This is a genomic window from Ruegeria sp. D7, assembly GCF_056534355.1.
The window spans coordinates 219,320-244,991 of sequence record NZ_JBQFPG010000002.1; the positions used below are offsets into that span (position 1 = coordinate 219,320).

29 protein-coding genes and 1 tRNA gene are annotated in these 25,672 nt (G+C 57.8%); 17 read left to right on the plus strand and 13 right to left on the minus strand.

Annotation, left to right across the window (positions count from 1 at the left end; genetic code table 11):
- Positions 1-11: 11 nt before the first annotated feature.
- Complete coding sequence (locus ACRZ9U_RS03975; protein WP_170401509.1) at positions 12-383, plus strand: hypothetical protein; 372 nt, start codon at positions 12-14, stop codon at positions 381-383.
- On the opposite strand, the gene ACRZ9U_RS03980 is transcribed toward ACRZ9U_RS03975, so the two are convergent.
- The 5 genes from ACRZ9U_RS03980 to ACRZ9U_RS04000 form a co-directional block, all read right to left on the minus strand.
- The gene (locus ACRZ9U_RS03980; RefSeq protein ID WP_170401504.1) at positions 384-1,928 is read right to left on the minus strand and encodes a Ppx/GppA family phosphatase; all 1,545 of its coding nucleotides are present in this window, start codon (positions 1,926-1,928) and stop codon (positions 384-386) included.
- A 50-nt stretch (positions 1,929-1,978) separates the two neighbouring features.
- Positions 1,979-2,668 carry an HdaA/DnaA family protein gene (locus tag ACRZ9U_RS03985; RefSeq protein WP_170401502.1) on the minus strand — a complete coding sequence of 230 codons (690 nt, stop codon included), beginning with the start codon at positions 2,666-2,668 and terminating at the stop codon, positions 1,979-1,981.
- On the minus strand, positions 2,669-3,742 hold the full coding sequence (locus ACRZ9U_RS03990; protein WP_170392915.1) for an AI-2E family transporter: 1,074 nt from the start codon (positions 3,740-3,742) through the stop codon (positions 2,669-2,671).
- 90 nt (positions 3,743-3,832) lie between these two features.
- Complete coding sequence (locus ACRZ9U_RS03995; RefSeq protein WP_170401499.1) at positions 3,833-4,807, minus strand: isopenicillin N synthase family oxygenase; 975 nt, start codon at positions 4,805-4,807, stop codon at positions 3,833-3,835.
- Positions 4,807-6,204 carry an FAD-dependent oxidoreductase gene (locus ACRZ9U_RS04000; RefSeq protein ID WP_170401496.1) on the minus strand — a complete coding sequence of 466 codons (1,398 nt, stop codon included), beginning with the start codon at positions 6,202-6,204 and terminating at the stop codon, positions 4,807-4,809. The genes ACRZ9U_RS03995 and ACRZ9U_RS04000 overlap by 1 nt, the downstream gene beginning before the upstream one ends.
- A gap of 132 nt (positions 6,205-6,336) precedes the next feature.
- Here ACRZ9U_RS04000 and proS point away from each other — a divergent pair, with 132 nt between their 5' ends.
- Positions 6,337-7,677: a proline--tRNA ligase gene (gene proS, locus ACRZ9U_RS04005; protein WP_170401493.1), complete on the plus strand. Its 1,341-nt coding sequence runs from the start codon at positions 6,337-6,339 to the stop codon at positions 7,675-7,677.
- Between the two features lie 30 nt (positions 7,678-7,707).
- Here the strand turns inward: proS and ACRZ9U_RS04010 are convergent, their stop codons facing one another.
- Positions 7,708-8,064 carry a hypothetical protein gene (locus ACRZ9U_RS04010; protein ID WP_170401488.1) on the minus strand — a complete coding sequence of 119 codons (357 nt, stop codon included), beginning with the start codon at positions 8,062-8,064 and terminating at the stop codon, positions 7,708-7,710.
- A 392-nt stretch (positions 8,065-8,456) separates the two neighbouring features.
- Here ACRZ9U_RS04010 and ACRZ9U_RS04015 point away from each other — a divergent pair, with 392 nt between their 5' ends.
- Together ACRZ9U_RS04015 and ACRZ9U_RS04020 are read left to right on the plus strand one after the other, a co-directional pair.
- Positions 8,457-9,743: a lipoprotein-releasing ABC transporter permease subunit gene (locus ACRZ9U_RS04015; RefSeq protein ID WP_170401484.1), complete on the plus strand. Its 1,287-nt coding sequence runs from the start codon at positions 8,457-8,459 to the stop codon at positions 9,741-9,743.
- The gene (locus ACRZ9U_RS04020) at positions 9,736-10,422 is read left to right on the plus strand and encodes an ABC transporter ATP-binding protein (RefSeq protein WP_170401481.1); all 687 of its coding nucleotides are present in this window, start codon (positions 9,736-9,738) and stop codon (positions 10,420-10,422) included. Before ACRZ9U_RS04015 ends, ACRZ9U_RS04020 begins: the two co-directional genes overlap by 8 nt.
- Here ACRZ9U_RS04020 and ACRZ9U_RS04025 read toward each other — a convergent pair.
- Positions 10,406-10,843, minus strand: a complete 438-nt coding sequence (locus tag ACRZ9U_RS04025) for a DMT family transporter (protein WP_170401478.1) — start codon at positions 10,841-10,843, stop codon at positions 10,406-10,408. The genes ACRZ9U_RS04020 and ACRZ9U_RS04025 overlap by 17 nt on opposite strands.
- A 97-nt stretch (positions 10,844-10,940) precedes the next feature.
- On the opposite strand from ACRZ9U_RS04025, the gene ACRZ9U_RS04030 reads away from it, so the two are divergent.
- On the plus strand, positions 10,941-11,348 hold the full coding sequence (locus ACRZ9U_RS04030) for a c-type cytochrome (RefSeq protein ID WP_170401475.1): 408 nt from the start codon (positions 10,941-10,943) through the stop codon (positions 11,346-11,348).
- Positions 11,349-11,353: 5 nt separating this feature from the next.
- Here the strand turns inward: ACRZ9U_RS04030 and ACRZ9U_RS04035 are convergent, their stop codons facing one another.
- Both ACRZ9U_RS04035 and ACRZ9U_RS04040 read right to left on the minus strand, forming a co-directional pair.
- A complete protein-coding gene (locus tag ACRZ9U_RS04035) occupies positions 11,354-12,040 on the minus strand; it encodes a hypothetical protein (protein ID WP_170401472.1) in 687 nt (228 codons plus the stop codon).
- 42 nt (positions 12,041-12,082) lie between these two features.
- Positions 12,083-12,745: a DNA-3-methyladenine glycosylase I gene (locus tag ACRZ9U_RS04040; RefSeq protein WP_170401469.1), complete on the minus strand. Its 663-nt coding sequence runs from the start codon at positions 12,743-12,745 to the stop codon at positions 12,083-12,085.
- 334 nt (positions 12,746-13,079) lie between these two features.
- On the opposite strand from ACRZ9U_RS04040, the gene ACRZ9U_RS04045 reads away from it, so the two are divergent.
- The 6 genes from ACRZ9U_RS04045 (at position 13,080) to ACRZ9U_RS04070 (ending at position 20,164) form a co-directional block, all read left to right on the plus strand.
- A complete protein-coding gene (locus ACRZ9U_RS04045) occupies positions 13,080-14,030 on the plus strand; it encodes an ABC transporter substrate-binding protein (RefSeq protein ID WP_170392106.1) in 951 nt (316 codons plus the stop codon).
- 10 nt (positions 14,031-14,040) lie between these two features.
- A complete protein-coding gene (locus ACRZ9U_RS04050) occupies positions 14,041-15,090 on the plus strand; it encodes a betaine/proline/choline family ABC transporter ATP-binding protein (protein WP_170401466.1) in 1,050 nt (349 codons plus the stop codon).
- Positions 15,087-17,150 (plus strand): ABC transporter permease subunit, encoded by a 2,064-nt coding sequence (locus tag ACRZ9U_RS04055; RefSeq protein ID WP_170401463.1) that lies wholly within the window; start codon positions 15,087-15,089, stop codon positions 17,148-17,150. The genes ACRZ9U_RS04050 and ACRZ9U_RS04055 overlap by 4 nt, the downstream gene beginning before the upstream one ends.
- Before the next feature lie 105 nt (positions 17,151-17,255).
- Positions 17,256-17,921, plus strand: coding sequence for an NnrU family protein (locus tag ACRZ9U_RS04060; protein WP_170401460.1), 666 nt, complete (start codon positions 17,256-17,258; stop codon positions 17,919-17,921).
- Positions 17,922-17,996: 75 nt separating this feature from the next.
- On the plus strand, positions 17,997-18,533 hold the full coding sequence (locus tag ACRZ9U_RS04065) for a DUF2478 domain-containing protein (RefSeq protein WP_170401457.1): 537 nt from the start codon (positions 17,997-17,999) through the stop codon (positions 18,531-18,533).
- Between the two features lie 158 nt (positions 18,534-18,691).
- The gene (locus ACRZ9U_RS04070) at positions 18,692-20,164 is read left to right on the plus strand and encodes a glycosyltransferase family 39 protein (RefSeq protein ID WP_170401454.1); all 1,473 of its coding nucleotides are present in this window, start codon (positions 18,692-18,694) and stop codon (positions 20,162-20,164) included.
- 86 nt (positions 20,165-20,250) lie between these two features.
- On the opposite strand, the gene ACRZ9U_RS04075 is transcribed toward ACRZ9U_RS04070, so the two are convergent.
- Positions 20,251-20,334: transfer RNA gene (locus ACRZ9U_RS04075), tRNA-Tyr, on the minus strand.
- A gap of 116 nt (positions 20,335-20,450) precedes the next feature.
- On the opposite strand from ACRZ9U_RS04075, the gene rlmB reads away from it, so the two are divergent.
- The 5 genes from rlmB to ACRZ9U_RS04100 all read left to right on the plus strand — a co-directional run bounded on the left by rlmB (position 20,451) and on the right by ACRZ9U_RS04100 (position 23,358).
- Entirely contained in the window at positions 20,451-21,224 is a 774-nt protein-coding gene (rlmB, locus tag ACRZ9U_RS04080) for a 23S rRNA (guanosine(2251)-2'-O)-methyltransferase RlmB (RefSeq protein WP_170401451.1), read from the plus strand.
- A 12-nt stretch (positions 21,225-21,236) separates the two neighbouring features.
- Positions 21,237-21,512, plus strand: a complete 276-nt coding sequence (locus tag ACRZ9U_RS04085; protein ID WP_255612144.1) for a hypothetical protein — start codon at positions 21,237-21,239, stop codon at positions 21,510-21,512.
- A 175-nt stretch (positions 21,513-21,687) separates the two neighbouring features.
- A complete protein-coding gene (locus tag ACRZ9U_RS04090; RefSeq protein ID WP_255611718.1) occupies positions 21,688-22,059 on the plus strand; it encodes a YHS domain-containing (seleno)protein in 372 nt (123 codons plus the stop codon).
- A 291-nt stretch (positions 22,060-22,350) separates the two neighbouring features.
- On the plus strand, positions 22,351-22,821 hold the full coding sequence (locus ACRZ9U_RS04095; RefSeq protein WP_170401448.1) for a CoA-binding protein: 471 nt from the start codon (positions 22,351-22,353) through the stop codon (positions 22,819-22,821).
- 120 nt (positions 22,822-22,941) lie between these two features.
- Positions 22,942-23,358 carry a VOC family protein gene (locus ACRZ9U_RS04100; RefSeq protein ID WP_170401445.1) on the plus strand — a complete coding sequence of 139 codons (417 nt, stop codon included), beginning with the start codon at positions 22,942-22,944 and terminating at the stop codon, positions 23,356-23,358.
- Between the two features lie 53 nt (positions 23,359-23,411).
- Here the strand turns inward: ACRZ9U_RS04100 and ACRZ9U_RS04105 are convergent, their stop codons facing one another.
- The 3 genes from ACRZ9U_RS04105 to hisF all read right to left on the minus strand — a co-directional run bounded on the left by ACRZ9U_RS04105 (position 23,412) and on the right by hisF (position 25,105).
- Complete coding sequence (locus ACRZ9U_RS04105; protein WP_170401442.1) at positions 23,412-23,960, minus strand: hypothetical protein; 549 nt, start codon at positions 23,958-23,960, stop codon at positions 23,412-23,414.
- A gap of 69 nt (positions 23,961-24,029) precedes the next feature.
- On the minus strand, positions 24,030-24,347 hold the full coding sequence (locus tag ACRZ9U_RS04110; RefSeq protein ID WP_170401439.1) for a phosphoribosyl-ATP diphosphatase: 318 nt from the start codon (positions 24,345-24,347) through the stop codon (positions 24,030-24,032).
- Positions 24,344-25,105: an imidazole glycerol phosphate synthase subunit HisF gene (gene hisF / locus ACRZ9U_RS04115; RefSeq protein WP_170401436.1), complete on the minus strand. Its 762-nt coding sequence runs from the start codon at positions 25,103-25,105 to the stop codon at positions 24,344-24,346. Before hisF ends, ACRZ9U_RS04110 begins: the two co-directional genes overlap by 4 nt.
- A 120-nt stretch (positions 25,106-25,225) precedes the next feature.
- Here hisF and ACRZ9U_RS04120 point away from each other — a divergent pair, with 120 nt between their 5' ends.
- Positions 25,226-25,672 (plus strand): DUF302 domain-containing protein, encoded by a 447-nt coding sequence (locus tag ACRZ9U_RS04120; protein WP_255611717.1) that lies wholly within the window; start codon positions 25,226-25,228, stop codon positions 25,670-25,672.

Sequence of the window (25,672 nt, forward strand, 5' to 3'; positions counted from 1 at the left end):
ATATTCAAGCTATGCTACGTCTCATGCTGATCAGCGCTGTTTGTACCGCCTTGGCCCTGCCTGCCCAGACACAGGACGCTTCAGGTAAGTCGCTGATGGAGCGGGGTGCCGAGTTGTTTCTGGAAGGCTTGCGGCAGGAGATGGAGCCAACGATCGAAGACCTGCGTGGATTTGCGGACCAATTTGGCCCGGCTTTACAGTCTTTCATGCGGGAAATGGGTCCAGCGCTGGCTGATTTGGCTGCTCAGGTGCAGGATTGGAGCGCGTATGAAGCGCCCGAGATGTTACCAAACGGCGACATTATCATCCGCAAGAAGCCCAAAGATCAGCCCGAAGAAGTTGTGCCGGAAGAAGAGACTTCTAACGGTTATACCGATATCTGATTATCCCCGAATGATCACTTTGGGTTCTGATTTCAGCGCGCCGGCCAACGAGTTAAAACGGGCCTCGGCGACTTCGTTGAACAATGCGCCTGCCGATTTGGGCAGACGCAGTTCGAGCTTTTGTTTTTTGGGATAGTAACGCATCTTGCCCATGGCTGCGTCGTGCTGCATCCAAAGCATCGCTCCGAACCGTAGTGCTTTGCCCAGGATTTCGGCTTGTTCCTGGCCGCGTTCGTCGAGCAGTTCGTAAAGCTCGGTAAAGCGGCTCCCTTCACGTTTGTTGCGATATCGGTGTTGCAAAGCGAGCCCGATAAAGATCCGCTCGGAGTGTTTGATCCCGCTCATGTTGGCGCGGGTGACATATTCGAAACAGGCCTCGGCCCGGTAATCTGGATGCGCACGCCAACTGACGTCATGCAGCAGACAAGCTGCCTTGATCAGGCGCAGCATCGGTTCCGGCGCCGAACGGAACAAGGGCATGACAAAATCGAACAGGTGTTTGCCGAAACCGGGCAAGCGCGCGTCTTTCGCTTCGGCAAACCGGCAGGCTTCGATCAAAGGATCCCGGTCGCGCAGGCGTTGCGGCATCTGTTCATACAGCAATCCTTCGCGGATGCCGTAGCTTGAAATCGCGATGTCCTTTGGTTTGAACGTGCGGATCAGGCGTGAAAGCACATCCATTGCATAGGGGATCAATGCCATACGCGAGCCCGACACACCGGCCAATGCGCGCAATTCATCAGGATCATTCTGTTCGATGAACTTGATGGTCTCGCGTACCTGACTTTGTGTCATGCGGTATTCGTGCAGCACGTTCAGCGGATAGCCTCGGCGCAGCATGTCCAGACGTGCGAAGGCGCGCCAGCTGCCGCCGACCAGAAACAGCCGATCACGTTGAGGGCCCATCCGGTCGCGCATCTCTTCCAGCGTCTTCTTGATATGCTCCTTACGCGCCCGGCGACCGCCTTTGATATCGCGCAGTTTGAGCGGCCCCAGGGGCGAAGTCATGCGACGTCCGACCTTGCCGCCTCCGATCTCAGCGAGTTCGACGGACGAGCCACCGATGTCGCAGATCAGCCCATAAGCTCCGGGCCAACCCAGCAGCACGCCCTGAGCTGAGAGCCGTGCTTCTTCCTCGCCATCGACAACGTTGATGATCAGGCCGGTTTCGGCTTTTGCCTGCGCACAGAAATCCGGTCCATCGCTGGCCTCGCGCACCGCAGCGGTGGCGACCGCGTGCAGGGCGGGCAGGCCGAGGTCTCTGGCAAGATGCTGAAACCTGTGCAAGGCAGCCAGCGCCCGTTTGCGACCTTCAGGGTTCAATCGGCCGGTCTCTGACAGGCCGGCGCCCAGTTCGCACATCACCTTTTCATTGTAGAAATAGGCCGGTGAGCGCGCCGCGCCGTCAAAGATCACCATCCGGACCGAGTTCGATCCGATATCGACAACCCCGACCCGGGAAAGTGCACGGGCGCCCGGATCTTCGAACAGCGGCCTTCCGAACAGCCCGTGATCCGGGAAATCAGTCTCGGCAATCTTGGTCATGGTGTCCCCAGGTCTTTTGCGCGACAGGATGCGAGATCACCCTTGTCCGGTCAATTACAGGCATCCGATTGTTCGGCCTCTGTGTTCAATAGACGCACCGCCAGCGCACGGGTGATGTCGCGTTTTTCAGTCAGCGCAATTTCGTCAAGCTGCTCGACCACGCGGGCGGCGGTTTCAAAGCTTCGATTCATGTGCTTGACCAGATATGCCATGACATCCGGCCCCGGATTGAGCTGCCGGTCGGTGAATAGCTTCGCCAGCACTGCGCCCAGCAGCGCATCGTCCGGCCCTTCAAGCGACACATGATGCGCACCTTCGGCCCGGCTTTGCAGATCGGCCAGCGGCAGATGCCACAGTTTCGGCGTCGTGCGCCCGGTCATCAGCAAGGCGTGGCCCTCGGCCAGAACCAGATTGTGCAAATGGAACAGAGTTTTCTGCTGCTCGACGTCCGCCGCGATTACTGGCACATCTTCGACCGCCACCGGACCGCGCGCCAGGTCCGGCACGTCGTCATATCGAAGCGCGGCGGCTTGTACGATTCGACCGCCGGTCTCGCCGGCCCAGACATGCGCCAGATGGGTCTTGCCCGATCCTGCAGGGCCGCTCAGCACCAGTTTGTTGCCAGGCCATGAGGTGGCAGAGATCATCGCAACAGCTAGCGCATTAGCAGGCGAGACGAAAAAGTCTTCGCGGCCCAAGGCAGTCTTGGACGGCAGATCAAAGCTGAGCTGCATGGCCATTTATTCGTCTTCCTGATTGAGCCCTTCAAGCCCGGTATATAGGCGGCTGTGCAGATACTGCTCGGTCGCAAACCGTGCCAGCACGCCCAAGGCAGCCGCTACAGGTACTGCGATCAGCATTCCGACAAAGCCGAACAGCGCGCCGAAGACCGACAAAGCCAGCAGCAGCCAGACCGGGTGCAGGCCCACCGAACTACCGACGAGTTTGGGCGTCAGGAAGTTGCCCTCGGTCACCTGTCCGATAGCAAAAATACCGGCGACCAAACCGATATGTGCCCAATCCCCCCAGAACTGAAACAGGGCCAGGCCTATGGCTAGGGTGCCTCCGATCAGGGCGCCCAAATAGGGGATGAAGGTTACCAGTCCTGCAATGAAGCCGACGATCAGGCCGAATTGCAGGCCGACCAGCATCAATGCGACAGCATAGTAGGTGCCGAGGATCAGGCAGACGGTACCCATTCCACGCACGAATGAGGCAAGAACGGCGTCGATTTCACCAGCAAGTCGTTTGATCGTGGGGGCGTGATCACGGGGCAAGAGCTCTCCGATCCGGGTGATCATGCGATCCCAATCCATCAGCAGATAAACCGCGACAACCGGTACGATAACCAGCAGGACGACGACATTTATTGCTGAACCCAATGAGGCCAGAACGGTTTGCAGCACATCGCCGGTTTTTGATTTCAGCGTCTCGCCAAATGACACCAGCATCTGGTGGGTATTTGATTCGCGATCGAGCAAAGCCGGGAATTGTTTCTCAATAAAGGCGCGCAGTTCTTTAAAAAGGCTTGGCAAAACATCAATCAGATCCAGTAGCTGTGTGATCAACGCGGGCACAACCATAAGAATCATCAAAACAAAACCAAACACGCCGACAACGGTAATGATCCCGGTCGCAGCCATGCGCGAAAGGCCGAGTGTTTCCAGGCGGTCCGCAACGGGATCAAGGAAATATGCAATCGCACCACCGATCACAAAGGGCAGCAAGACATCGCCCAACAGGTACAAAAGCAGCACGAAAACAGCGGCGGCAATGCCCCAGTATCTAAGCTGATCCTTCACCGGCAAGGCCATGGCGCAATCCCTCGTTTGCACAGCATTGCCGTGTTCTTGGCCCATGACGCCCGGCGATGCAAGCGGTTCATGGCGCGCGATTTTTATACCCTAGTCTGTCAGAGTACCCAGTTCCGGTGTCTCACCTGTGGCCATTTCATCAGGCCAGTTGGTGCGCCAGATTTCCGCCGACCAGTGTCCGCAATGTACCTTCGGGCGATCAAAGCCGGGCAGGGCAGGCAGCAGTGGCGCAACCACCACATCGTGGCGCGGAACGGCGAAATAAGGGAAGGAATAGCGTTCACGCCCGGATCGATTAACCACGCGATGCGGGGTCGATTTCAACCGCCCGCCCGACCACAGTTCCAGCATGTCGCCGATATTGACCACGAAGCCGCCGGGCGGGCAGTCCGGTGTGATCCAGCCGCCGGTGCGGGTCTGCACCTCAAGTCCTCCGACCGGATCGGGAGCGATTATTGTCAGCGCGTCGGTGTCCTTATGCGGATGAATTCCATAGCCAAGCTCATCCGGGGATTGTGGCGGATAGTGTAGCAGGGTCATGTTGGTCATCGGGTCGCGGAAGGCGTCGCGTAGTGTGTTGGGCGGGATTTTTAACCCCACTTCCAATGCACCCAGCAAAAGATCTGTCACGCCATCAAGCTGTAGCCAGTAATCCAGTATTACCGCGCGGGCCTGGGGCACTTCTCGGGGCCAGATATTCGGGCCGTAAAGTGCGCATTCAACCCGGATCGGCGCATCTTCGGCTGCTTCGAAATGCAGCTTGTACCCTTCGTACTTATCCGCCGCGCCCGAGCCGTCATTGGGCGTGAAGAACCCCATCGGAATGTACCCACGATAGTTTTCGCGGGTGATGGCCTGATCCCATTTTCGGGCCTCGTCGATATCAAAGATCGCACTGACACACTCGCGCACCTGCTCGATGTGCTCAGGCGCGATGCCTGTCCCTGTGATCGATAGAAACCCGATGCTGGTGCAGGCATCCATGATCTGCGCGACCGTTGCCTGATACAGCGGACCAGAAGGATCAGTCAGCGGGCTGATATCTATGGTTGGAATACGCTCCATCAGTTAATTCTCACGCCTTGCCGTTCCAGTTCCTTATGCACAGGAGCAAGGTTCATACTGTCGAGCTCCTGATTGCTTTTCAGCGATAAGGCCGCCGCGATCCCTGCGCCCTGACCCATCACTGCGCAGCAGGACATGTTGCGCGTCGCGGCGTGAGCGACCCGATCCGCGCCATGGGACCGGCCCGCAACCAACAGGCCCTTGATCCCTTTGGGAAGCATCGAGCGATACGGAATCTGCATATATCGCCCCGTGGTCGGCAAGATCAGAATGCCGTAGCCATCGATGAATTCAGGGTAGATACCGATGGAATCCTCGAACCGGCCCTGATGTCGGGCATCGGTTTCGGTCATGTTGTAGACGGCATCGATCTTGCGCGTATCCCGAATGCCGATGGTCATTCCGAAATTGCGTAGACGTGCGTTTTCGCACCCCGGCATGAAACGGCGGAGGGCATCAATGGCCAGCATCGCCTGTCGGCGGCCTTCGATTTCACCAAAGGTCAGGCTTTCGGGGTCGGTTCCATCGATCTGGTCCATATGAATCAGGTTCATATAGGTCAGTTCTCCGGTATCGTGCATCGCCCCCCAGGTCCCCGCGATCGTGTTCAAATGAGCCGGTATCAAGCCCTCATCAATCGCCTGCTGGAAGGGTTTCTTGACGAAGGGCGAGAACATGTCGTCCTCTTTGCCCGAGGTTTCGATATTCCATTCGCCTCCGCCACCCCAGTCTTTGTAGGTCTGCGGGTCGGCTTTGACACCTTCAATAAAGGCCCGTTTGTCGACACCGGCCAGATGGAACATCACTGAGGCCGCCATCATGTCCTCGCGTGGCGTCTTGTGCGTCGGGGCGCCCGCGCGATGCGCTACATCTGCATCCCCTGTGGCGTCGATAACAACCTTGGCCAAGATCGCCTCACGCCCCGCTTTGGATTCGGTAATCACCCCAGTGATGCGATCCCCCTCCATGATCGGGGCGACGAATTGCCGGTGCAACATCGGATGGACGCCAGCCTCTTCAACCAGCTTGTCGGCCACCAGCTTGAAGCCCTCGCTGTCCAGTTCGTAGCTGAGCGATTGGCTTTCAGGCACTGCTGCACCCATCTCTTTGGCGCGGGTTTCGAACTCCATGCCGATGCCTCCGGCCTCGACAGTTTGTTCGTGGCGATACCAGGCAAAGCCTTCGACGCCGACTGCCGTAATATTCCCACCCATGCAACCGAATCTATCCATCAAGGAAACTTCGGCCCCAGCGCGTGCGGCAGCCAGCGCTGCTGACAATCCAGCGGGGCCCGAGCCGACAACCAATACGTCTGTCTGATGAACAACGGGGATCTGGCGGGCGGGTTCGGTGATTGTTTGCATTGCTGCCTCGCGGTTTAAGGTTTGCGCCAACATTGAAAACCCCAACGCTCGGGTCAATCAAAAAACCGACTGCGCATGGGTCGCAAAACACCGATGTGCGATTGCCCCCGGCTAGGCTTTGGAATAATCACCTTGCAGCGAAATTCTCACCCGTAAGGTTACGTTATGCGCCTCAGCCGTTACTTTCTGCCCGTTCTTAAGGAAAACCCCTCGGAGGCTCAGATCGTCAGCCACCGGCTGATGCTGCGTGCCGGGATGATCAAACAGGCCGCCGCCGGGATTTATTCTTGGTTGCCATTGGGCTTCAAGGTTCTGCGCAAGCTGGAGAACATTGTGCATGAAGAACAGGCGCGGGCTGGGCACATCGCGATCCAGATGCCGATTCTGCAATCAGCCGACCTGTGGCGCGAATCCGGTCGTTATGACGATTATGGCCAGGAAATGCTGCGCATGCAGGACCGCCACGGTCGCGATATGCTGTACACGCCAACCGCCGAGGAACTGGTGACCGACATCTTCCGCGGCCACGTGAGCAGCTACAAAGACCTGCCGCTGACGCTCTATCAGATTCAGTGGAAGTTCCGCGATGAAATCCGCCCACGTTTCGGCGTGATGCGGGGGCGCGAGTTCTACATGAAGGACGGATACAATTTCGATCTGACCAAAGAAGACGCGCTGCACGCCTATAACCGCCACTTGGTCAGCTATCTGCGTACTTATGAGCGGATGGGTCTGCAAGCCATCCCGATGCGCGCTGATTCTGGACCTATCGGCGGTGACTACACGCATGAGTTCCTCGTACTGGCCGATACTGGCGAATCCGAGGTCTTTTATGACAGCGCGGTCACCGATCTGACCTTCGGCGATCGTGAGATCGACTATGATAACCGCGAACAGTGTCAGGCGATCCTCGAAGAGTTCACTTCTAAATACGCCCGAACGGACGAAACCCACGACGAAGCCCTGTTTGACCAAATCCCCGAAAACCGCCGCCGCGTGGCGCGTGGTATCGAAGTGGGGCAGATCTTTTATTTTGGCACCCAGTATTCCGAAGCTCTTGGAGCGACTGTGCAAGGCCCCGATGGCAAGCCGGTTCCGGTGCATATGGGCAGCCACGGCATCGGCGTTAGCCGCCTGATCGGTGCGATCATCGAAGCCAGCCATGACGATAAGGGCATCATTTGGCCCGAAGGCGTGACTCCATTCCATTGCGGCATTGTGAACTTGAAGCAAGGTGATGAAGAGGCGGACGCGGCGTGCGATAAACTCTACAGCGCGTTGACTGCGCTGGGGCTTGAGCCGCTTTATGATGATCGGAATGAACGGGCAGGGGGCAAGTTTGCCACCATGGACCTGATCGGTCTGCCGTGGCGCATCACAGTGGGCCCGCGTGGTCTGAAGAACGGTGTGGTCGAACTCACCAGCCGCCGTACCGGCGAAAGTGAGGAACTCAGCCCCGAAGCGGCCGTCACCAAGATCGCAGAAATCTTTGAGGGCATCGCCTGAACAAGGCGGTGCAACCTTCGGCGGTTTAGCTCAGGAAGCTGAGGTCGGACGTGCGGTCAGGAAATCGCCGTCCGCTTCGCTGCCGCGTGCGACCACGATCGGGCGACCAAAGCGGCGTACAAGTTCCGCCAGTTCGAAGCCCAGAAACCGCAATCCACAGACGCGTTCGTCAGTGGCGCGATCCGTGATGCACAGCCGCCCCTGCCGGAAAGCAAGGCGATAGCCTTTGTCCCGCAGTATGTCGGCCAAACCGGCCCAGCTTGCTGCGCTTGTGAAAACTGGCCTGATCGCTGCCCGCAACAATGCGGCGCTTTCGCAATCCAGTTCTGTTGCTGCTGAACGGGCAGTAATCGGGCCCGTGCCTTCCATATGTTCTTGAATACCCATGAGCGTGCCTCCGCCCTTAAACTCTTAAAATGTGTCCCCCACACAAGTAGGGTGACAAAGTTTCTCACACTAATCAATTTGTGAAACAATATTTCGCACCTGAATGTTGCGATTGTGACTCAGTCGGGTGCTGATATCTCACATTGACTTCATAACTGAAACAATAAGCCCTTGTCTGTGAAGGGGTTCACAACCATTGGTATAATTTGCGGCCAGTGATTTCTCGCGTTGCCGGTGATGATTTGGCGCTTGGGGCAAATGATTCGTTTCAAACTGTTCTTTTCGCCCCTTTATCGGGCGCAGTAACGCCGAACCGGTGTCCGCACGATAACTGGCTTGACCATCCGGCGAAATGTCGAAAGGGTCGCGAAAAATCTGAACCCGAGGCAGAAATGGCCAAATCTCCCCCGCCCTTTGCCCCTTTCGAATGGAAAATCGCCTGGCGATACCTCCGTGCCCGTAGGGCCGAAGGGGGCGTTAGCGTGATGACCTGGATCTCGCTGATCGGGATTACGCTCGCTGTGTTCGCTCTGATCGCGACGCTGGCTGTTCGGTCCGGATTCCGGTCAGAATTCGTGGGCACTATTCTTGGGGCCAACGCACATGTCACGGTGTATTCCGCCGGAGAAATCGATGCGCAGGGGCGGCTAGACCGCACCATCACGGAATTCGATGAAATGGCCGAGCGGATCGCGCAGGTGCCGGGGGTCGAACGGGCAGCACCGCTTGTCAAAGGGCAGGTGCTGATCACCAATGCGGACCGCAGTTCAGGCGTGCAGGTCTTTGGCATTCGTCCCGACGATCTGGCCGAGTTGCCCGGTATTGCAGAAAGCGAAGAGGCCTATGGTGACCTGTCCCGGTTCCCGGACGGCATCGCCATCGGCTCGGGCGTGGCGCGGGCCATCGGGGCGACGGTGGGGGATCGGGTCAAACTGACCTCGCCCAACGGTGTCAAAACCGCATTTGGCACATCTCCCCGCGTGAACGCTTATGAGGTGGTCTATGTCTTTTCTGCCGGGCGCTATGACATCGACCGCACGCGCGTCTACATGCCGTTTGCCGAGGCGCAAAGCTTCTTCAACCGTGAAGGCGTGGCGGACGAGATCGAAGTGATGGTCGAGCGCCCCGAAGAGCTGACCCCGATCCTGATTCCGATACTTGAGGCCGCAGGTGAGCGCAGCCAGATATGGACTTGGCAGGATGCCTCTGGAGGATTCCTGCGGGCGCTGGAGGTCGAAGATAATGTGATGTTCATCATCCTGTCGATCCTCGTGCTGATTGCAGCAATGAACATCGTCTCGGGGTTGATCATGCTGGTGAAGAACAAAGGGCGCGACATCGGTATCTTACGCACCATCGGGCTCAGCGAAGGATCAGTGCTGCGGGTGTTCTTCATTTGCGGGGCCTTTACGGGAATCATCGGAACAGCGATGGGCGTCGTACTGGGCTGCCTCTTCGCTATCTATATCGATCCGATTTTTTCCTTCGTGAACTACGTCATGGGTGGCGGCGTCTGGGACCCGTCCATTCGCGGCATCTACGCATTGCCCGCCGAATTGCACCTGTCTGACGTCATGAAAGCGATAGGGCTGTCACTTGGCCTGTCTTTCCTTGTCACCTATTTCCCGGCTCGTCGCGCAGCGCGGCTGAACCCGGTTGAGGCGCTGCGCTATGAGTGATGTGACTTTGAGGCTCAGCGGTCTGACCAAGACCTATCTGCAAGGCACCCCAGGAGAGGTGCAGGTTCTGCGCGGTGCCGATCTGGAGCTGCGCGCGGGTGAGGCTGTGGCACTGGTTGCGCCATCCGGGGCGGGCAAGTCGACCCTACTGCATATCGCGGGCCTGCTGGATACCCCGGATACAGGCGAAGTCGAAGTCGCGGGGCAGGGCGCGACGGGCAAAGGGGATCGCACGCGCACAGCGATCCGTCGGCGCGATGTTGGCTTCGTCTATCAGTTCCACCATCTGTTGCCTGAGTTTACGGCGCTGGAGAACATCGTGTTGCCGCAACTGGCAAACGGTGCTTCCGAGAAAGCAGCGCAAGCCCGTGCGATGCAGTTGCTTGATCGCGTTGGCGTCGCTCCGCGCGCAGATCACCGGCCAGCAGCCTTGTCGGGCGGAGAGCAACAGCGCGTGGCCTTCTGCCGGGCACTGGCAAATCAGCCACGTGTGCTGCTGGCGGATGAGCCAACCGGCAATCTGGACCCCGATACCTCGGATCAGGTTTTTGCGGCCCTTATGGCGCTGGTCCGGGATGAAGGGCTTTCGGCGCTGATCGCGACGCATAACCTTGATCTGGCGGCGCGGATGGACCGGATGTTGCGGCTGGAGGGCGGCGTGCTCAGGCCAGCTGAGTGATTGCGACCCCGATTGCCATCACCGTAATGCCTCCGGCCCGCATTAATGTCAGCGGCGTAACCTGCGCGCCGAACAAGCCAAAATGGTCAATTGCGGCTGTGCTGATCAACTGGCCGAGTAAGACGAAAAACACCGCATTGCCCACGCCAAAATGTGGGGCCACATGGGTGATTGATAGCACATAGAAGGCGATTAATACGCCGCCCAGCAGCAGATGTTTGGGGGCTTGGGTGAGTTTGGCAAAGGCATCGGATCCACCGAGTACCAACAGCGCCAGCGCTGAAGCGACAAAGGCGATCGCGAACAGGATGACGGCGGCCGCATTGGGTGAGCCGATCAATTTGCCTAATGCGGCGTTCAGCGCGGCGAGGATGGGAACGCCGATTCCGGCGGCCAGCATGATGGCTGCGTATTGTGTCATTGCCTTTTGTCCCTGCGCCTATTTCGTTGATCTGGATCATTGCGCCAGCGCGACCTCCCGGCAAGTCTCGATTTGCCAGGCAGGAGGGAGAAAAGTGATGATCCGATCAATACTTGGCGCGGGCGCGCTGACTGTACTTACCATGATACCACAGGCCTCTTCAGCTCAGGAGGTGGAGACCGGGGCCGAGCTGTATCAGCACTATTGCGCTACCTGTCATGGGTTGGATGCAACGGGGCATGGGCCAATGGCCGGGGTGCTGGTGATCCAGCCGACAAACCTGAGAACGCTGGCCGATGCAAATGGTGTATTTCCGACGGCGCGCGTCGTGGCGCGGATTGACGGGCGCGAACCGTTGGTCAGCCATGGCAGCCCGATGCCGGTTTATGGCCCCTATTTCGAAGGTAACGACACCGCGATCAAAACGCCGGAAGGGCAGCCAATCCTGACCAGCAAGCCAATCGTGGATCTAGTGGCTTACCTGAAGACCCTGCAAGTGAACTAAAAAGCTCAGCGACAGATGCCATTAATCTCTGCGCCCGCCCAGGGTATCAGGACGGAGCTTTCGCGCCTGTTACCGGGCAATTTCGAGACTTCGAATTGGGCGCTTAGCATATCGTGCAGACGCTTGGTTCGAGGTGCGTCGGGGTCGAGCGCCCGGCAGCAAATATATTCCTCGACGATGGCGCCCTGCTGTTCGTAGCCATAGGCCAGAAAATCGGGCGAAGTATCAAGGTCGAACAGGTAAGGATCGTCCTTCCGGCCATGCTCTGCCGCAGCGCGGAACGGGTGATAACCAGTTGTCTTGCGATTTTGCCACTGCCAGACATGGGTTAATTCATGCGCAAGCAACATTGCCCCGATCAGGTTCACCTGATCGGGGTACTGGCTCATGTAGTCGTCCAGATACCAGTCCTTCGTGAAGTATACATGATTGAACAGCGCAACGCCCGCGGGTTTGCCGGTCACGGTTTCCTCTTTGACAGGTGGTAAGATTCGTTCACGGCAGGCAACCCGAGGGCGGGCTTTGCGGGTAAATGTAACCGCTGCGACGGGGGCACCCTCTACCAATCGCACACGATCCAAATTCAATGTGTCTCCGTGGATTTTACTGACAAATGCGCGCTCGTGATCGGTTAGAGGTCGACCACAGGCTACAAATAGAAACAGCAATGAAATCAACAGGGGGCGGATCATGGCATTAAGCCTAATGCGGCAGCTCGGCGCTGCAAGTCGTTTTCAAAGGCTCATCGCCAGAACCCGGCTGATTTCCGTCAGCGATCGCCCGGATTGTCCCATCCATGTATTGAACGCGGCCTGCACCGCGGCCATTGCTTTTTTGGAGGTTGCAGGTTTGTCGATAACGCCCTCAGCGATCAGACGAGCTGTTACATCTTGGGACAGAATAAAGCTGTCCCGACCGGCAAACCGCATAGCATACTGCGCCGAAGCACCGCCAAGCCGCGATCCGCGCTTGGCGAGCATCTGTAGCAAGCCGACATAATCCTGTGATGGCCACCCGCCCAGAATTCGCCCGACGCCACCTTCCGCGCGGAGTTCCAGCAGAAACGCGGCATTGTCGCGCACTGTGGCAATCTTGGTTCCGTTGCGGACAATGCGGGTGTCCTGCAGCAGTGCGTCGAATTTCTCGTCATCCATGAATGCGCAGCGTCCAATGTCGAAGCCGTCAAATGCCGTTTCGAATCCGTCCCACTTCGATTCGATCACTTTCCAGTTAAACCCTGCCTGGAACACGGTTTTCGTAATAAGCGATAACCAGCGATCATCTGACATCGCCACCAATTCGGCGATTGGTTTAGGCTTGCTTAGCTTGCTTTCCAGTTCGGCGGGGCCGCCGTGGCGATCAGCCGATATCTGGTAGATCTTTTCAAAGTGACGCATCTCCCAGACCCTCCCTTATCCAGATGCTGCCTTATTAAGAAGATTTGACAAGGCAAATCAGATCTTGAGATGAAGCGCGTGTTTTATATTGACTAGTCAATCAATATCTTTGACGGTTCCGAACTGACGGTGTTAAGTGTGTGTATTGCCGAGTGGAGCAGCAGGGATGGGTCGTGGTTTAACGCTAGATGAAGCGCGTCGGACCCGGAACAACTGTTCCCTTTCCTTTTTCGGCTAAACTTGTGCATGTTGCGAAATGTGCTGTGACCACAAATGATCCTGGGCGGGCTCGATATCGCCATGGGGCAAACGTAAAAAACAGGGAGTTGTTGTTATGAAAAAGCTAAGCGTAAGCTTTTTGGCTATCGCAGTGGCCGGGGCGGCCCATGCCGCAGATATGGGCGCGGTCGATGAACCGATCAAGCTGGCGATCAACGAATGGACCGGTCAACATGTGACCACCCATGTGGCAGGTGAGATGCTGAAGGCCGCCGGTTATAACGTAGAATACGTGACCGCCGGGATGATGAATCAGTTCCAGGCGTTGGCCGATGGGGACATTGACGCGACATTGGAAATCTGGTCGTCCAACGTGTCCGACGAATACGCCAAGAAGATCGACGAAGGCACCGTTGTTGAAATCGGCGATCTGGGGCTTGATGCCAAGGAAGGCATTGCCTACCCGGCACATGTAGCGGAGCTGTGCCCGGGCCTGCCTGCGTGGGAAGCGCTGAAAGAGTGTGCGCAAGTTTTTGCTACGGCTGAAACTCTGCCCGGTGGCCGTCTGGTCGATTACCCAGCGGATTGGGGTACGCCCGGCGCGGATCGTATGACCGGTCTTGAATTGCCGTTCAAAGCGGTCCCCGCGGGTTCCGAGGGCGCTTTGATCGCCGAATTGCGCGCCTCGACCGAGCGCAAGTCGCCGTTGCTGATCACCTTCTGGCAGCCACATTGGGCGATGTCGGCATATGACGTACAGTTTGTCGAACTGCCTGCAGGCGAAGAGGCGTGCTTTAACGATCCGTCTTGGGGCCCGAACCCCAACGCAGTGAATGATTGCGATTTCTCGCCGTCACGTATCTTCAAGGCCGGTTGGAGCGGCATGGCAGACAAGTGGCCCGCTGCCTATGAAATCCTGACTAACTATCAGCTGTCGGTCGAAGACCAGCAGCCAATGATGGGGGCGATCGACGTAGATGGTGGCGCGGTCGAAGAAGTCGTCGCGGCATGGATGGCCGAGAATGAAGACAAATGGCGCCCCGTCGTTGACGCGGCAACGCAGTGAGTCCGCTTAAGTGACTGAAGCGAATACGCCAGCCATCGCCTGCCAGAATCTCTGGCAGGTGTTTGGCCAAGGTGCCGACAAAGCTCTGACCGACGCGCTGTCTCGGTCAGGGAGTGACGCTGACAAAGCCGCCGCCGATTTGCGCGAACTGGGGTTTATCCCTGCTGTTCAGGATGCCAATTTCGAGGTCAAAGAAGGCGAGCTTTTTGTCATCATGGGTCTGTCCGGCTCGGGCAAATCGACGCTGATTCGTTGCATTTCGCAACTTCTGCCCGGTACGGGCGGCGAGATCCGTGTGGATGGCGAGAATGTCATCGGTGCATCGAAGAAAACCCTGACTGAACTAAGGCGCAAGAAGCTGGGCATGGTTTTCCAGCATTTTGGCCTGTTCCCTCATATGACCGTGGCTGAAAACGTGGCTTATCCGCTGCGTGTGCAAGGCGTCGGTAAAAAGGAACGTTTGGCACGTGCGCAGGAAGTAATCTCGCTGGTCGGCCTGGAAGGCCGCGAAGATAGCTTTCCCCGGCAGCTTTCGGGTGGTCAACGCCAACGCGTGGGGATCGCGCGCAGCCTTGCGGTGAATCCCGATATCTGGTTTCTGGACGAGCCGTTCTCGGCCCTTGATCCTTTGATCCGCCGCCAGCTGCAGGATGAATTCCTACGCATCCAGGCGACGTTGAAAAAATCCATTGTCTTTATCACTCACGACATTCAAGAGGCGCTGAAACTGGCCGACCGCATCGCCATTATGCGCGACGGCAAGATCGTTCAGATCGGCACGCCGACGGATATCGTGCTGCGTCCGGTAGACGACTACGTGCGCGAATTTTCTAAGGACGTGGCCAAAGGCCAGCATGCCAAGGTTGCTTCGGTCATGCGTGATGATGCTGAGCGTGGGCCGGATGATCCGGGCTTGACCACATCCATGACGCTCGACGCGGCGCTCGCACATTGCATGGAGCTGTATGAACCCGTGCCCGTCCGCGATGCAGACGGCAATATTGTCGGTACGGTTCATCCGTCCGATCTCGCCGCAGCTTTGCAGGTGGATGAAGCATGACCGCTGTGACGGATATCCCCGCGCGGCAGGCCCGCCTGACGGCTGGGGCGCAGGCCGCGCTGATTACCCTTGTCGTTGGTGCGGTTTGCCTTGCGCTGGAAGGCGTTGCGCCATGGCTGATCACATGGCCCAAAGAATGGGAACTGCCTGCAACGCAATGGGTTGGTGCGTTTCTCGACTGGTTTCTGAATGGCATTAAACCGGCGATGCGGTTGTTTTCGGACCTGATGACTTATCCGATGAATGCTGCAAACTACGTGCTTGGCAGCACGCCCTGGCCGATCTTGATTGGGGTCGTCACTGCGCTGGGTTGGTATCTGGGCGGTCTGCCGATGGCGGCGCTGGGGTTCTTTGGCCTCAGCTTCGTTCTGGCTTCAGGCTATTGGGCCGAGAGCATGAATACGCTGGCCCTTGTCGCCGTATCTGTCCCCGTGGCGCTGATTATGGGCGGGGCTATCGGTATTCTTGCCAATGAAGTGCCACGTGTGAAGGCCTTTGTTCAGGCAGTACTGGACATCATGCAAACGGTGCCGACCTTTGCCTATCTGACGCCGCTGCTGCTTCTGTTTGGCTTCGGTCCGGTGGTCGGCCTGATCGCTTCGGCCATCTACGCCGCGCCACCTATGGCTCGCAACGTTATGCTGGGGCTGGAACGGGTAGAGCCCGAAATCAAAGAAGCTGCGATCATGTCCGGCGGGACGCGCTGGCAGCAGCTCTTTCAGGTCGAAATTCCTGCTGCCACGACTCAGATCATGGTTGGTGTGAACCAATGCCTGATGGCCGCCCTGTCGATGGTGATCATCGCCGCGGTCATCGGCGGCTTCAACGACATCGGCTGGGAAGTCCTTTTGACCATGCGCAAGGCGCAGTTCGGTGAATCCCTCATGGCCGGTCTGGTCATCGTTGTCTTCGCAGTGATCATCGACAGGATGAGCGGCACTTTGGCGACCGAGCGCAAGCGATATGACAGCCGCGTTGTCTGGGCGATGCTGGGCTTTGCAGTGCTATTTACCGCTGCCTTCTGGTCCCGGTTGCCGAACCCGTCTGACCTTACAGTTCTGGACCCGATGGCCGAGGCGATTGACACCGGCCTGACCTCATTTACGCAGGCTAACGGGCCTTGGCTGGACGCACTCAAGAACAACTCTCTGTTTTATGTGTTGTTGCCCTTGCGGATCGGTCTGGACCAGGCTGTACTACCGTTCACCTGGGGTTTCCAGTGGACCCCGAGCATGAGCTGGGGTCTGTTCGCCGCTGGTGCGGCTATCGCTCTGCTGATGACATGGCGCGGGCATCTGACCGGTGGACTGATCGTTCTTATCCTGATCGGAATGCTGGAAACCGGCATATCAAACCTGCCTTGGCCGTTTGTCCTGACGGGCGCGGCTGCGCTGGGTTGGGTCGCGGGTGGCTGGCGTCTTGCGGCGCTGTCGGTTGGGCTGCTGTGTACCATCCTCGTTTCAGGCCTGTGGGAGCGGGCACTCCTGTCGCTCTACCTCAGCGGTGCCGCAGTGTTTTCCTGCGCAGTAGTCGGAGGGCTGATCGGTCTTGCCAGCGCAGTTTGGGGGCCGGTCTGGAAAGTGGTTCGCCCGATCTGTGATATGCTGCAGACGATCCCACTGTTTGTGTTCCTGATCCCGGTTCTGATGGTGTTTCAGATCGGTGAGTTCTCGGCCTTCTTGGCGATCTGTGCCTACGCCATCGTCCCGATGATCCGCTACACGCGACACGGGCTGGTCAACACACCCGAGGAAATGATGGAAGCCGCAATCTCCAGCGGCGCGACCGAGTGGCAGATCATGCGCGACGTCCGCGCGCCCTATGCCGCACCGACCATCCTACTGGGGCTGAACCAGACCATCCTCTATGCCTTCGCCATGCTGGTGATAGCGGCACTGATCGGGACAACCGGTCTGGGCCAGTCGATTTATCTGGCGCTGGGGCAGGCGGATGTGGGGCTTGGCATCTCGGCCGGTGCCGCCATGGCTATTTTAGCACTGATCGCTGATCGTATGGTGCAGGGTTTTGCCGAGGAACGCCGCAAGGCGCTGGGCCTGTAAGACAGGGCAGGGGCGGGTAACCGCCCCTTTGCCCTCACTTGATTTCGGACAAAGACCAGCGCGCTGTCACGGCCTAAACCGGGCGCAACACGTTCGGAGATTACGATGACTGGTTGGGGCCTCTTCCTCGCAGCACTTGCCACATTCCTTCTTAGCCACATGATTCCAGCACGCCCAGCAGTGCGCGGCTGGCTGATCGGTACGATGGGAAAGCGCGCATATTTCGCCAGCTATTCAATGATTTCTCTAGCAGTTTTGGCCTGGTTGATCATCGCCGCCGCAAATGCACCCTATGTCGAAGTGATCCCGCCGCTTCCAATCTTTCGCTGGGTGCCTTTGCTGGTCATGCCTATAGTCTGCTGGTTGGCCATTGCGGGCCTGTCGATCCGGAACCCGTTCTCATTCGGAGGGCTGGGGCACCGTCCGTTCAATCCCGAAAACCCTGGAATCCTGCGCACGACGCGTCATCCGATACTTGTGGCGTTGATGCTATGGGCTTTGGCACATCTCTTGGCCAATGGAAGCCTGTCGCATGTCATCCTGTTCGGCTTGTTTGCTGGCTTTGCGTTGATGGGCATGGCGCTCATTGATCACCGCACCGCGCGCAATTTGGGGACGGAATGGGTACGCCTTTCCCGCAATACCGCGCGCCTGTCACTCAGCGCGCCCCGCCCTTGGCCCAGCCTTTGGGTCTGGTTGACTGCTTTGGCTTCTTACGCGGTTCTCCTCCACCTGCACGCATCGGTGATCGGGCTTTCTCCGTTGCCTTGATGGATGAAGGTGGTCGGACAAGCCGACGCGTGCTATCTGAAACGTCATCGACTGAAATCTGAGGTCCAAAAAAAAATGCATCTGGCCTATGTAACGACAACCGATCGCGGTGCGACTGACCGCCTGCTTAGCGAATTTGCGGATGGTCTTGTGCAGGCCGGAACACCGATTGCCGGGGTTGTGCAGACCAACACCGAATGTGCCGACGGATATAAATGCGATATGGATCTGAAAGTCATTCCGACCGGGGAAACCATTCGCATCTCACAATCCCTTGGCAAGAACGCTCGGGGTTGCCGTCTGGATCCGGCTGAATTGGAACGGGCCGTCGGCCTCGTGACGCGGTCGCTTGAGGATGGCCCTCAATTGCTGATCATCAACAAGTTCGGAAAGCACGAGGCGGACGGGCGGGGCTTTCGCCCTATTGTCGCCGACGCACTAGAGCGTGAAATTCCCGTCTTGGTGGGCGTCAATCAGTTGAATATTGAAAAGTTTCAGGAATTCGCCGGCGGCATAGCCGAGGCGCTTGGCCCCGATGTCAGCAGCCTGACTGAGTGGTTTGACAAAATATCCCAAACTGACGTTCAACCCGCCGCGGCATCTGGCGGCTGAAGCCCAGGCATCCATCTGCTGAGCTGCGCGCATTGTTTCACGCGCCCAACTGCCGCAAAAATGGTGGACTTGAGCCCACACATCGGGTCTAGCTTCGGTCAAAGTTGCAATCCGGCGGCCAGATATCCTGGGCGAGTGCCGACGAAATGGGCTTATCCATGATCGAAGATCAGTGCGTCTCAGATGAGCGATCTCTGGAAGCCGCTTGCGGGGTCGATGACCCGGCAGCGAAGCAATCCCGTCTCGATGGGTTGATGTCGACAGATCGCTTCTGGTTAAGCATAGTCACGGCTTACTTTCTGCTTCATGTCGTATTGCGAGTTGCAACCGGCGGCGCGCTTGGTCTGGATGAGGCTGAGATACTTCTTGATGCGCGCCGCCTGGAATGGGGCTACGGCCCGCAACTGCCACTTTATGCTTGGCTGCAATGGGGCATCTTTCAGATAACCGGTCCCGGCATATTAGGGCTGTCACTGCTGAAGAACGGGATGCTGCTGGCGACGGTTGTCGCGCTGTACCTGACCATACGAACCCGTCATGCGCCACTGTGGGCAGGGCTGTCGGTCCTGTCACTTCTGATGCTCTATCAGTTTAGTTGGGAGGCGCAACGCGCGCTGACGCATACCGTTCTGGCCAATCTCTGCTCGGTTCTGACCTTCGCGGTGATTTGGGGGCTAATTCGCAAACCGACGACTTGGGGATTCGTCTTGCTGGGCGTAGTCATGGCAATGGGAAGTTTGTCAAAATACAACTATGCGATCGCGCTGCTGGCCATGTTGCTGGCGGCTTTCAGTGCATCTGAGACGCGCAAGCCTCTCTGGTCGCCTCGACTGCTGCTTTCGTTGGGTGTCGCCGCATTGCTTGTCACACCACCGATGCTATGGGTTCTGAACAATCCCGAACACGCATTTGCAAGCGCGCGCAAGTTGGACATGAGCAGCGATGGCCCAACCACATTGATCGCGCTGCAAGGCTTGGTTGAGTTGGCCTTGGCGTCGGCTGGGTTTGTATCGCTCTTGCTAATCGTCCTGGGTGTTCTCTGGTTGGTCTACCTCAGACAAGGGGTGGCCGCCAAAGGCGATGATCTGAGGCGATTGATGACGCGTACTCTGGTCTGGGCGTTGTTACTTATGGCGGCTGTAGTGCTTGTGAGCGGAAGCACCAACGTAAAGGATCGCTGGCTGCAACCGATATTGATTTATGCCGGCCCCGTGCTGTGTTTGTGGCTACTACCCAGAACAGGTCGTAAAGGCGTAAACCGATTTGCTCAGGTCAGCGCCGTTCTAGCGGTGTTTATCGGACTGGCGATGCTGCATCACAATCTGGCAGGGGATGCCAAACGTGCGGCCCCTTTCGCTACTTTGACCTCTGAGATAATCGCGCAAACAACGCCCGAAAGTGCAATTGTTGCTGACAATTGGATTTCCGGAAACATGGCCTATTTTGCGCCCGATCATCCTGTTTACAGCGATCGGGACCCGCGCGCGCCAAATGCTGCTCTTCGGGTTTGGGAATCGGCTCGAAATGTCCCGAAGGACGTCGACCCAGCACAGGTGAAAACCTTGGTTGCGCCATACCGCTTTGACAACAACGAAGAGATGACGCTGTCATTTGGACCTGTGTCGCAATAGCGCGGGGACCATGGCAACTGACAGCGCGCGGTGCAATCAAACAGTTATCGGCCTGAACGAATGGGCCAAATTTATCGGTGAGTAAGTGGTGGGCGACCCTGGAATCGAACCAGGCGTGCGTCTCCGCGAGGGAGTTACAGTCCCCTGCCACACCTTGCGGCCTGTCGCCCACTGTCAGGCGTTGCACCTGACGTGGAGGCGTGATTACTAGCGCGTCTAAAGGGCGTCAACAGGAAAATACCGCTTTGACGCAGGAAACCGAATTCCCGGCCCGGAGGCCCGTATCATGAAGAAACCAAAGTGGGTCGTTGAGAAGGAACAGGCGCGCAAAGCGGCTGCGGCAGAAACCGTCTGGCTGTTCGGTTTACACGCTGTACGCGACGCGCTGATGAACCCGAAACGGCAGAAGCTGCGCCTGATTGTGACGCGCAATGCCCGCGACAAACTGCTGGAAGCTATTGAATTTGCGGAGATTGTACCCGAGATGGTTGATCCGCGAAAATTCACCGCACCGATTGATCCGGGATCGGTTCATCAGGGTGCGGCACTTGAGGTCAAGCCGCTGGAATGGGGTGGGCTTGCCGAGAATTGTATCGGGCAGGAAAACCCACGTGTGCTTCTGCTGGACCGGGTGACAGACCCACATAACGTCGGGGCGATTCTACGCTCGGCAGAAGTGCTGGGCGCCAGCGCCGTCATTGGCACCCGCCACCATTCAGCGCCCGAGACCGGCGCTTTGGCAAAAACTGCCAGCGGCGCGTTGGAACGACAGCCCTATCTACGCGTGCGCAATTTGGCGGATACGATCATCGAGCTGCAGAACATGGGGTATTTAGTCCTGGGTCTGGATGGTGAGGCCGAACAGACGATAGAAGCCACGCTGGGCGACAAGCGTGATCGCCCGGTGGCGCTGGTGCTGGGGGCTGAGGGGCCCGGGTTGCGTCAGAAAACCAAGGAAACTGTCGATCATTTGGTAAAAATTGACGCGGCGGGGGGATTTGGTTCTCTAAACGTCTCAAATGCCGCGGCTATCGCACTATATGCATCCAAACCCAGATGACAGGAGGCCCCCATATCCACTCCACATAAAATTGCCACCTGCTGCTATTGCGGTACCCGTGCCGCATTGGTTCTTCGGGGAAAGCAACAGCACGAGCTGAGTTGCGCAAGCTGCGGCGCACCCCTGCATAATCTCAAGATGGTGCCGAAAGCCAAACTGGCAGATCGGCCGATCAAAAGTTACCAGCCGGCACAGAAGCACAAAAAATACAAAAAGAAGAAAAAGCGGGGCCTGTTCTCAAAGGTGTTGGACGAAGCCTGGGACGTGATCGAAGACGTTTTCGATTAACAACCGCACGCCAGTTCACATCGGCGTCATGGGGGTTTCAGATACGGTTTGAAATATGCATCTTGAAGCCCTCTAACCGCAATCCAGTGAATCACCTATGTTGTCTCGACGTTCCTTCTTGATCAGTCTCTCTTGTACCCCGTTTGCCTCTGTCGTCGGTGCGCAGGAAATGCCCATGTTCTACGTGGACGATGGGATGGCGGTCTCAGGCTATGATGCGGTTTCTTATTTCAAGGCTGGAGCACCAGAGTTGGGTCAGCCCGACATAGCGCTGATGTGGAAGGGTGCGATTTGGCGGTTTGCGTCAGAGGAAAATCGCGATCGATTTGAACGCAATCCGCGCGCCTATGCCCCGCAGTTTGGTGGTTACTGCGCCTATGCGATGGCGAAAGGTCTGCTAAGCAGTACCGATCCCATGGCATGGCAGATTGTGGATGGGCGGTTATATCTGACCCACTCGGAAGCGATCGAACGTATCTGGGAACGCGATGTCACCAATTACATCCGCGAGGCCGAGGGGCATTGGCCTGCGGTTCTTTACCAATAAAGCCTATTGCTCTTGGCTTAAGATCGGCGCGCGGCTTATGTAACGAGCCGTTCTGACCATGATCGCCGAAGGAAATGCGCACGGTTTCATTCGGCGGCATTCCGCCTTTTGTGATGTGTCATCACAAAAATGCGCGCGACCTCTTTTTTTTAGAAAACTCATGCTTAAATGTCACAGTGACCGCGGAATGGAACTGCCGCGGGTCATTTCACTGTCCCTCGTTCCAACAACTGGCGCTCAGGAGTTTCCTGGGCGCTTTTTTCTTTGCATGCGCTTGCTTATGGTGTGCTCATGAATGACTACTCCGACGATGTTCTGACCCAAATCCTTAGGCGCACCAAAGTGGTTGCGGTGGTTGGGGTTTCTATGAACCCGGTGCGGCCCAGCTATTACGTGGCGCGTTATCTGTCGCTCAAGGGATATCGGGTGATACCGGTCAATCCGGGCCATGCAGGCAAGATGCTGTTTGGCCAGACGGTGCAGGCTTCGCTGTCCGACATTCCCGAGCCCGTCGATATGGTTGACATCTTTCGCCGCTCCGACGCTGTGCCGCCCATTGTCGACGAGGCGCTGGATGCGTTTCCCGACTTGCGCACCATCTGGATGCAGATCGGAGTTGAACATGCCGAGGCCGCTGCTAAGGCGCAGGCCCGCGATATCGACGTAGTCATGAACCGCTGCCCCAAGATCGAATATCAGCGCCTGTTTGGCGAACTGCGTATGGGTGGGTTTGCGACTGGAGTGATTTCGTCCAAGCTGTGACGGCCCTGACGTTTGTGTCTACGTCCCGGCCTGAATTGAACAGAAATGGTGCATTTGTTGAGGGGGAGGTCCAATTGGCCTATACCCATTCAGCAAACCAATAAGACAGGACCATGCGGAATGATTGCTTATGTGACCGTTGGTGTTGACGATATCACGCGTGCTGAGCGGTTTTATTCGGCGTTCCTGCCCGCCCTTGGTTATGCGTTGGAGCGGTATCACGGAGACTTGAGCTATGCGCTGCCAGTGCCGCCGGGGCAATCCCCGGTTCAGCCCGAGTTCTATGTAAAATCACCCTTTGATGGAGGCGCGGCTTCGGCTGGCAACGGGGCCATGGTGGCGTTTGAGGCGCGCACCCAACAGCAGGTTCGCGACCTTCACGCCGCTGCGCTTGCCGCAGGCGGGTCTGACGAAGGCCAGCCGGGCTTTCGCGCCTCGTATGGTCCGAATTTCTATGTCGGCTATCTGCGCGATCCTCAGGGCAACAAAATCGCGCTATTTTCCAGCAATCCAAACGAGCCGGGGCGCGACGGGTAACGCTTTCGTCGGGTCGCTATGGCGCTTCGATCACTGCCCGCAGAAGCTCAGTCTCACGGGCTGGATGCTTGTTCCTGTCGCCGCTTTTCCAGAACCACTTCGCGTGGAACCCACTCGTAACGGGTGTCCTCAACCAGGGGCGACCAGAATAGCACTCCGCCATAGCGCCAGGGATCCAAGACAACGCCTTCGTACATGCTCTCTCCCTTGCGGCTGATAATGGCAGTGCTGTGGTCGATGCGGAACGGGTTATCCGCGTTGGCGATGGCGCGGTGCATTTCCAGAGTGCGGAACTGCTCCTGATCCAGTCGCCGCTCAATATCTTCAGCCCAGTGCCAGCACAGACCACGCGGACGCAGACCCTTGTTGACCTTGGCGTTGTGGATAAGCGGAGGGTCGGTGATCTCGTATTCCTGCGCCAGTTGCGCGGTATAGGCATAGGCGATGCGGGCGGCGCGGGTGGCCTCTTCCGGGTCGATATCGGGGCCGAGGCTTTGGATTTCAGCCGCCAGCCGCTGGACCTCATCTCCGGAAGACGGGGGAGGGGTGGCACAGGCGGCGAGGGTGGCAAGCGCTGCCGCGAACACCAAAGCTCTGATCATCTGCGCGTCCTTTGCCTCAATGCACCCGAAGCCGCAGTATAGCGGGCCGGGTCATCGCACGAAACCCGCTTAGTCTTTTGGTCGGGATGCCTTTTCCGTGATGCCGCTGGTGCCCTGTCGACGGGCCAGTTCGCCCAGCACATCATCCAGCGCAACATCGCGCGCGGCCAGCATCACTAGCAGGTGATAAAGCACATCAGCCGCCTCGGAGGTCAGTTTTCCCCTGTCCCCTTTGGCGGCTTCGATGATTGCTTCAATGGCTTCTTCGCCGAATTTCTCGGCACATTTCTCGGGACCTTTGGCCAACAGCTTGGCGGTCCAGCTGCTGTCTGGTTCTGCCCCTTTACGGGCCTCAATCGTAGCCGCCAGATCGTGCAAAATACTCATGTCAGCCTCATCGGTATGCCGGCGGCGGCCATATGCTCTTTGGCCTCGTGGATGGTGTATTCGCCGAAATGGAAGATCGAGGCGGCAAGCACCGCGCTGGCCCCACCTTTGGTCACACCTTCGACAAGATGGTCCAGATTGCCTACGCCCCCGCTGGCGATGACCGGCACTTCCACCGCGTCACTGATCGTTCGGGTCAGGGGCAGGTTGAACCCGGCCTTGGTGCCATCGCGATCCATCGAGGTTAGCAGGATTTCACCTGCGCCCTTTGAAACGACGGTTTTGGCAAATTCAACGGCGTCGATGCCTGTTGGTTTGCGTCCGCCATGGGTGAAAATCTCCCACTTGCCGGGGCTGACCGTCTTGGCGTCAATGGCGCAGACAATGCACTGGCTGCCGAACTGGTCCGCTGCTTCGGCGATGACGTCCGGATTCGCGACGGCGGCCGAGTTAAAGCTGACCTTATCAGCCCCCGCCAGCAACAGGGCCCGCACGTCATCTTTGGTGCGCACGCCACCACCTACAGTCAGAGGCACAAAGCACTGCTCTGCCGTGCGTTGGACCACATCGAACATCGTGCCGCGGTTCTCATGCGTCGCATGGATGTCCAGAAAGCAGATCTCATCCGCTCCGGCAGCGTCGTATGCCTTGGCCGATTCCACGGGGTCACCAGCATCGCGCAGGCCAACGAAATTCACACCTTTGACCACACGGCCATCGGCGACATCCAAACAGGGAATGATGCGGGTTTTCAGCATGGGCTTTCCTTTGCTCGGGGCACCTGTACCGGCAAAGCCCCGCCGATGCCAGACTTGTGATTGTGATCTGTCGCGAAGCCATGGAAATTAGGGGTGAAATTTATGAAAAGGATTACCCAGATGCGACAACTTCTTTTGGCTTCAATTCTCACATTCGGAGGCGCCCTGTCCGCCATGGCTGACGACATCATCAAAGTGGAAACCAACAAATCCGTGGCCGAGGCGCTGGACGCGCTGGAAGCCGCCGTGGGTAATGCGGGCGCCACCGTGTTTGCCCGCGTGGATCACGCGGCGGGGGCGGAAAAGGTCGGAACGCCGATCCCGGCCAATCAGGTGCTGATTTTCGGCAACCCGGCTCTGGGCACTCCCGCCATGCAGATCGACCCGCGCGCGGGGCTGTTCTTGCCGCTGAAGGTGCAGGCCTACGAAGACGCAAACGGACAGGTCTGGCTGGCTTATGAAGATCCGAAAGAGACGATGGACGAGCTCGACGAAGTAGAGAAATCCCCCATCATCGAAAAGATGCGCGGCGCTTTGGCGAAACTGACCGCCGCCGCTGCTCAATAA

What these genes read in the sequence shown, in the direction of transcription:
- ACRZ9U_RS03985 (WP_170401502.1), bottom strand. Translation starts at nt 2,668, where the DNA reads ATGGCCATGCAGCTCAGCTTTGATCTGCCGTCCAAGACTGCCTTGGGC.
- ACRZ9U_RS04065 (WP_170401457.1), top strand. Translation starts at nt 17,997, where the DNA reads ATGCATCTGGCCTATGTAACGACAACCGATCGCGGTGCGACTGACCGC.
- ACRZ9U_RS04090 (WP_255611718.1), top strand. Translation starts at nt 21,688, where the DNA reads ATGTTCTACGTGGACGATGGGATGGCGGTCTCAGGCTATGATGCGGTT.
- ACRZ9U_RS04010 (WP_170401488.1), bottom strand. Translation starts at nt 8,064, where the DNA reads ATGGGTATTCAAGAACATATGGAAGGCACGGGCCCGATTACTGCCCGT.
- ACRZ9U_RS04110 (WP_170401439.1), bottom strand. Translation starts at nt 24,347, where the DNA reads ATGAGTATTTTGCACGATCTGGCGGCTACGATTGAGGCCCGTAAAGGG.
- ACRZ9U_RS04035 (WP_170401472.1), bottom strand. Translation starts at nt 12,040, where the DNA reads ATGATCCGCCCCCTGTTGATTTCATTGCTGTTTCTATTTGTAGCCTGT.
- ACRZ9U_RS04040 (WP_170401469.1), bottom strand. Translation starts at nt 12,745, where the DNA reads ATGCGTCACTTTGAAAAGATCTACCAGATATCGGCTGATCGCCACGGC.
- hisF (WP_170401436.1), bottom strand. Translation starts at nt 25,105, where the DNA reads ATGCTGAAAACCCGCATCATTCCCTGTTTGGATGTCGCCGATGGCCGT.
- ACRZ9U_RS04120 (WP_255611717.1), top strand. Translation starts at nt 25,226, where the DNA reads ATGCGACAACTTCTTTTGGCTTCAATTCTCACATTCGGAGGCGCCCTG.
- ACRZ9U_RS03975 (WP_170401509.1), top strand. Translation starts at nt 12, where the DNA reads ATGCTACGTCTCATGCTGATCAGCGCTGTTTGTACCGCCTTGGCCCTG.
- ACRZ9U_RS04045 (WP_170392106.1), top strand. Translation starts at nt 13,080, where the DNA reads ATGAAAAAGCTAAGCGTAAGCTTTTTGGCTATCGCAGTGGCCGGGGCG.
- ACRZ9U_RS04015 (WP_170401484.1), top strand. Translation starts at nt 8,457, where the DNA reads ATGGCCAAATCTCCCCCGCCCTTTGCCCCTTTCGAATGGAAAATCGCC.
- ACRZ9U_RS04020 (WP_170401481.1), top strand. Translation starts at nt 9,736, where the DNA reads ATGAGTGATGTGACTTTGAGGCTCAGCGGTCTGACCAAGACCTATCTG.
- proS (WP_170401493.1), top strand. Translation starts at nt 6,337, where the DNA reads ATGCGCCTCAGCCGTTACTTTCTGCCCGTTCTTAAGGAAAACCCCTCG.
- ACRZ9U_RS04105 (WP_170401442.1), bottom strand. Translation starts at nt 23,960, where the DNA reads ATGATCAGAGCTTTGGTGTTCGCGGCAGCGCTTGCCACCCTCGCCGCC.
- rlmB (WP_170401451.1), top strand. Translation starts at nt 20,451, where the DNA reads ATGAAGAAACCAAAGTGGGTCGTTGAGAAGGAACAGGCGCGCAAAGCG.
- ACRZ9U_RS03990 (WP_170392915.1), bottom strand. Translation starts at nt 3,742, where the DNA reads ATGGCCTTGCCGGTGAAGGATCAGCTTAGATACTGGGGCATTGCCGCC.
- ACRZ9U_RS04000 (WP_170401496.1), bottom strand. Translation starts at nt 6,204, where the DNA reads ATGTTGGCGCAAACCTTAAACCGCGAGGCAGCAATGCAAACAATCACC.
- ACRZ9U_RS04100 (WP_170401445.1), top strand. Translation starts at nt 22,942, where the DNA reads ATGATTGCTTATGTGACCGTTGGTGTTGACGATATCACGCGTGCTGAG.
- ACRZ9U_RS03980 (WP_170401504.1), bottom strand. Translation starts at nt 1,928, where the DNA reads ATGACCAAGATTGCCGAGACTGATTTCCCGGATCACGGGCTGTTCGGA.
- ACRZ9U_RS04025 (WP_170401478.1), bottom strand. Translation starts at nt 10,843, where the DNA reads ATGACACAATACGCAGCCATCATGCTGGCCGCCGGAATCGGCGTTCCC.
- ACRZ9U_RS04060 (WP_170401460.1), top strand. Translation starts at nt 17,256, where the DNA reads ATGACTGGTTGGGGCCTCTTCCTCGCAGCACTTGCCACATTCCTTCTT.
- ACRZ9U_RS04095 (WP_170401448.1), top strand. Translation starts at nt 22,351, where the DNA reads ATGAATGACTACTCCGACGATGTTCTGACCCAAATCCTTAGGCGCACC.
- ACRZ9U_RS04055 (WP_170401463.1), top strand. Translation starts at nt 15,087, where the DNA reads ATGACCGCTGTGACGGATATCCCCGCGCGGCAGGCCCGCCTGACGGCT.
- ACRZ9U_RS04070 (WP_170401454.1), top strand. Translation starts at nt 18,692, where the DNA reads ATGATCGAAGATCAGTGCGTCTCAGATGAGCGATCTCTGGAAGCCGCT.
- ACRZ9U_RS03995 (WP_170401499.1), bottom strand. Translation starts at nt 4,807, where the DNA reads ATGGAGCGTATTCCAACCATAGATATCAGCCCGCTGACTGATCCTTCT.
- ACRZ9U_RS04030 (WP_170401475.1), top strand. Translation starts at nt 10,941, where the DNA reads ATGATCCGATCAATACTTGGCGCGGGCGCGCTGACTGTACTTACCATG.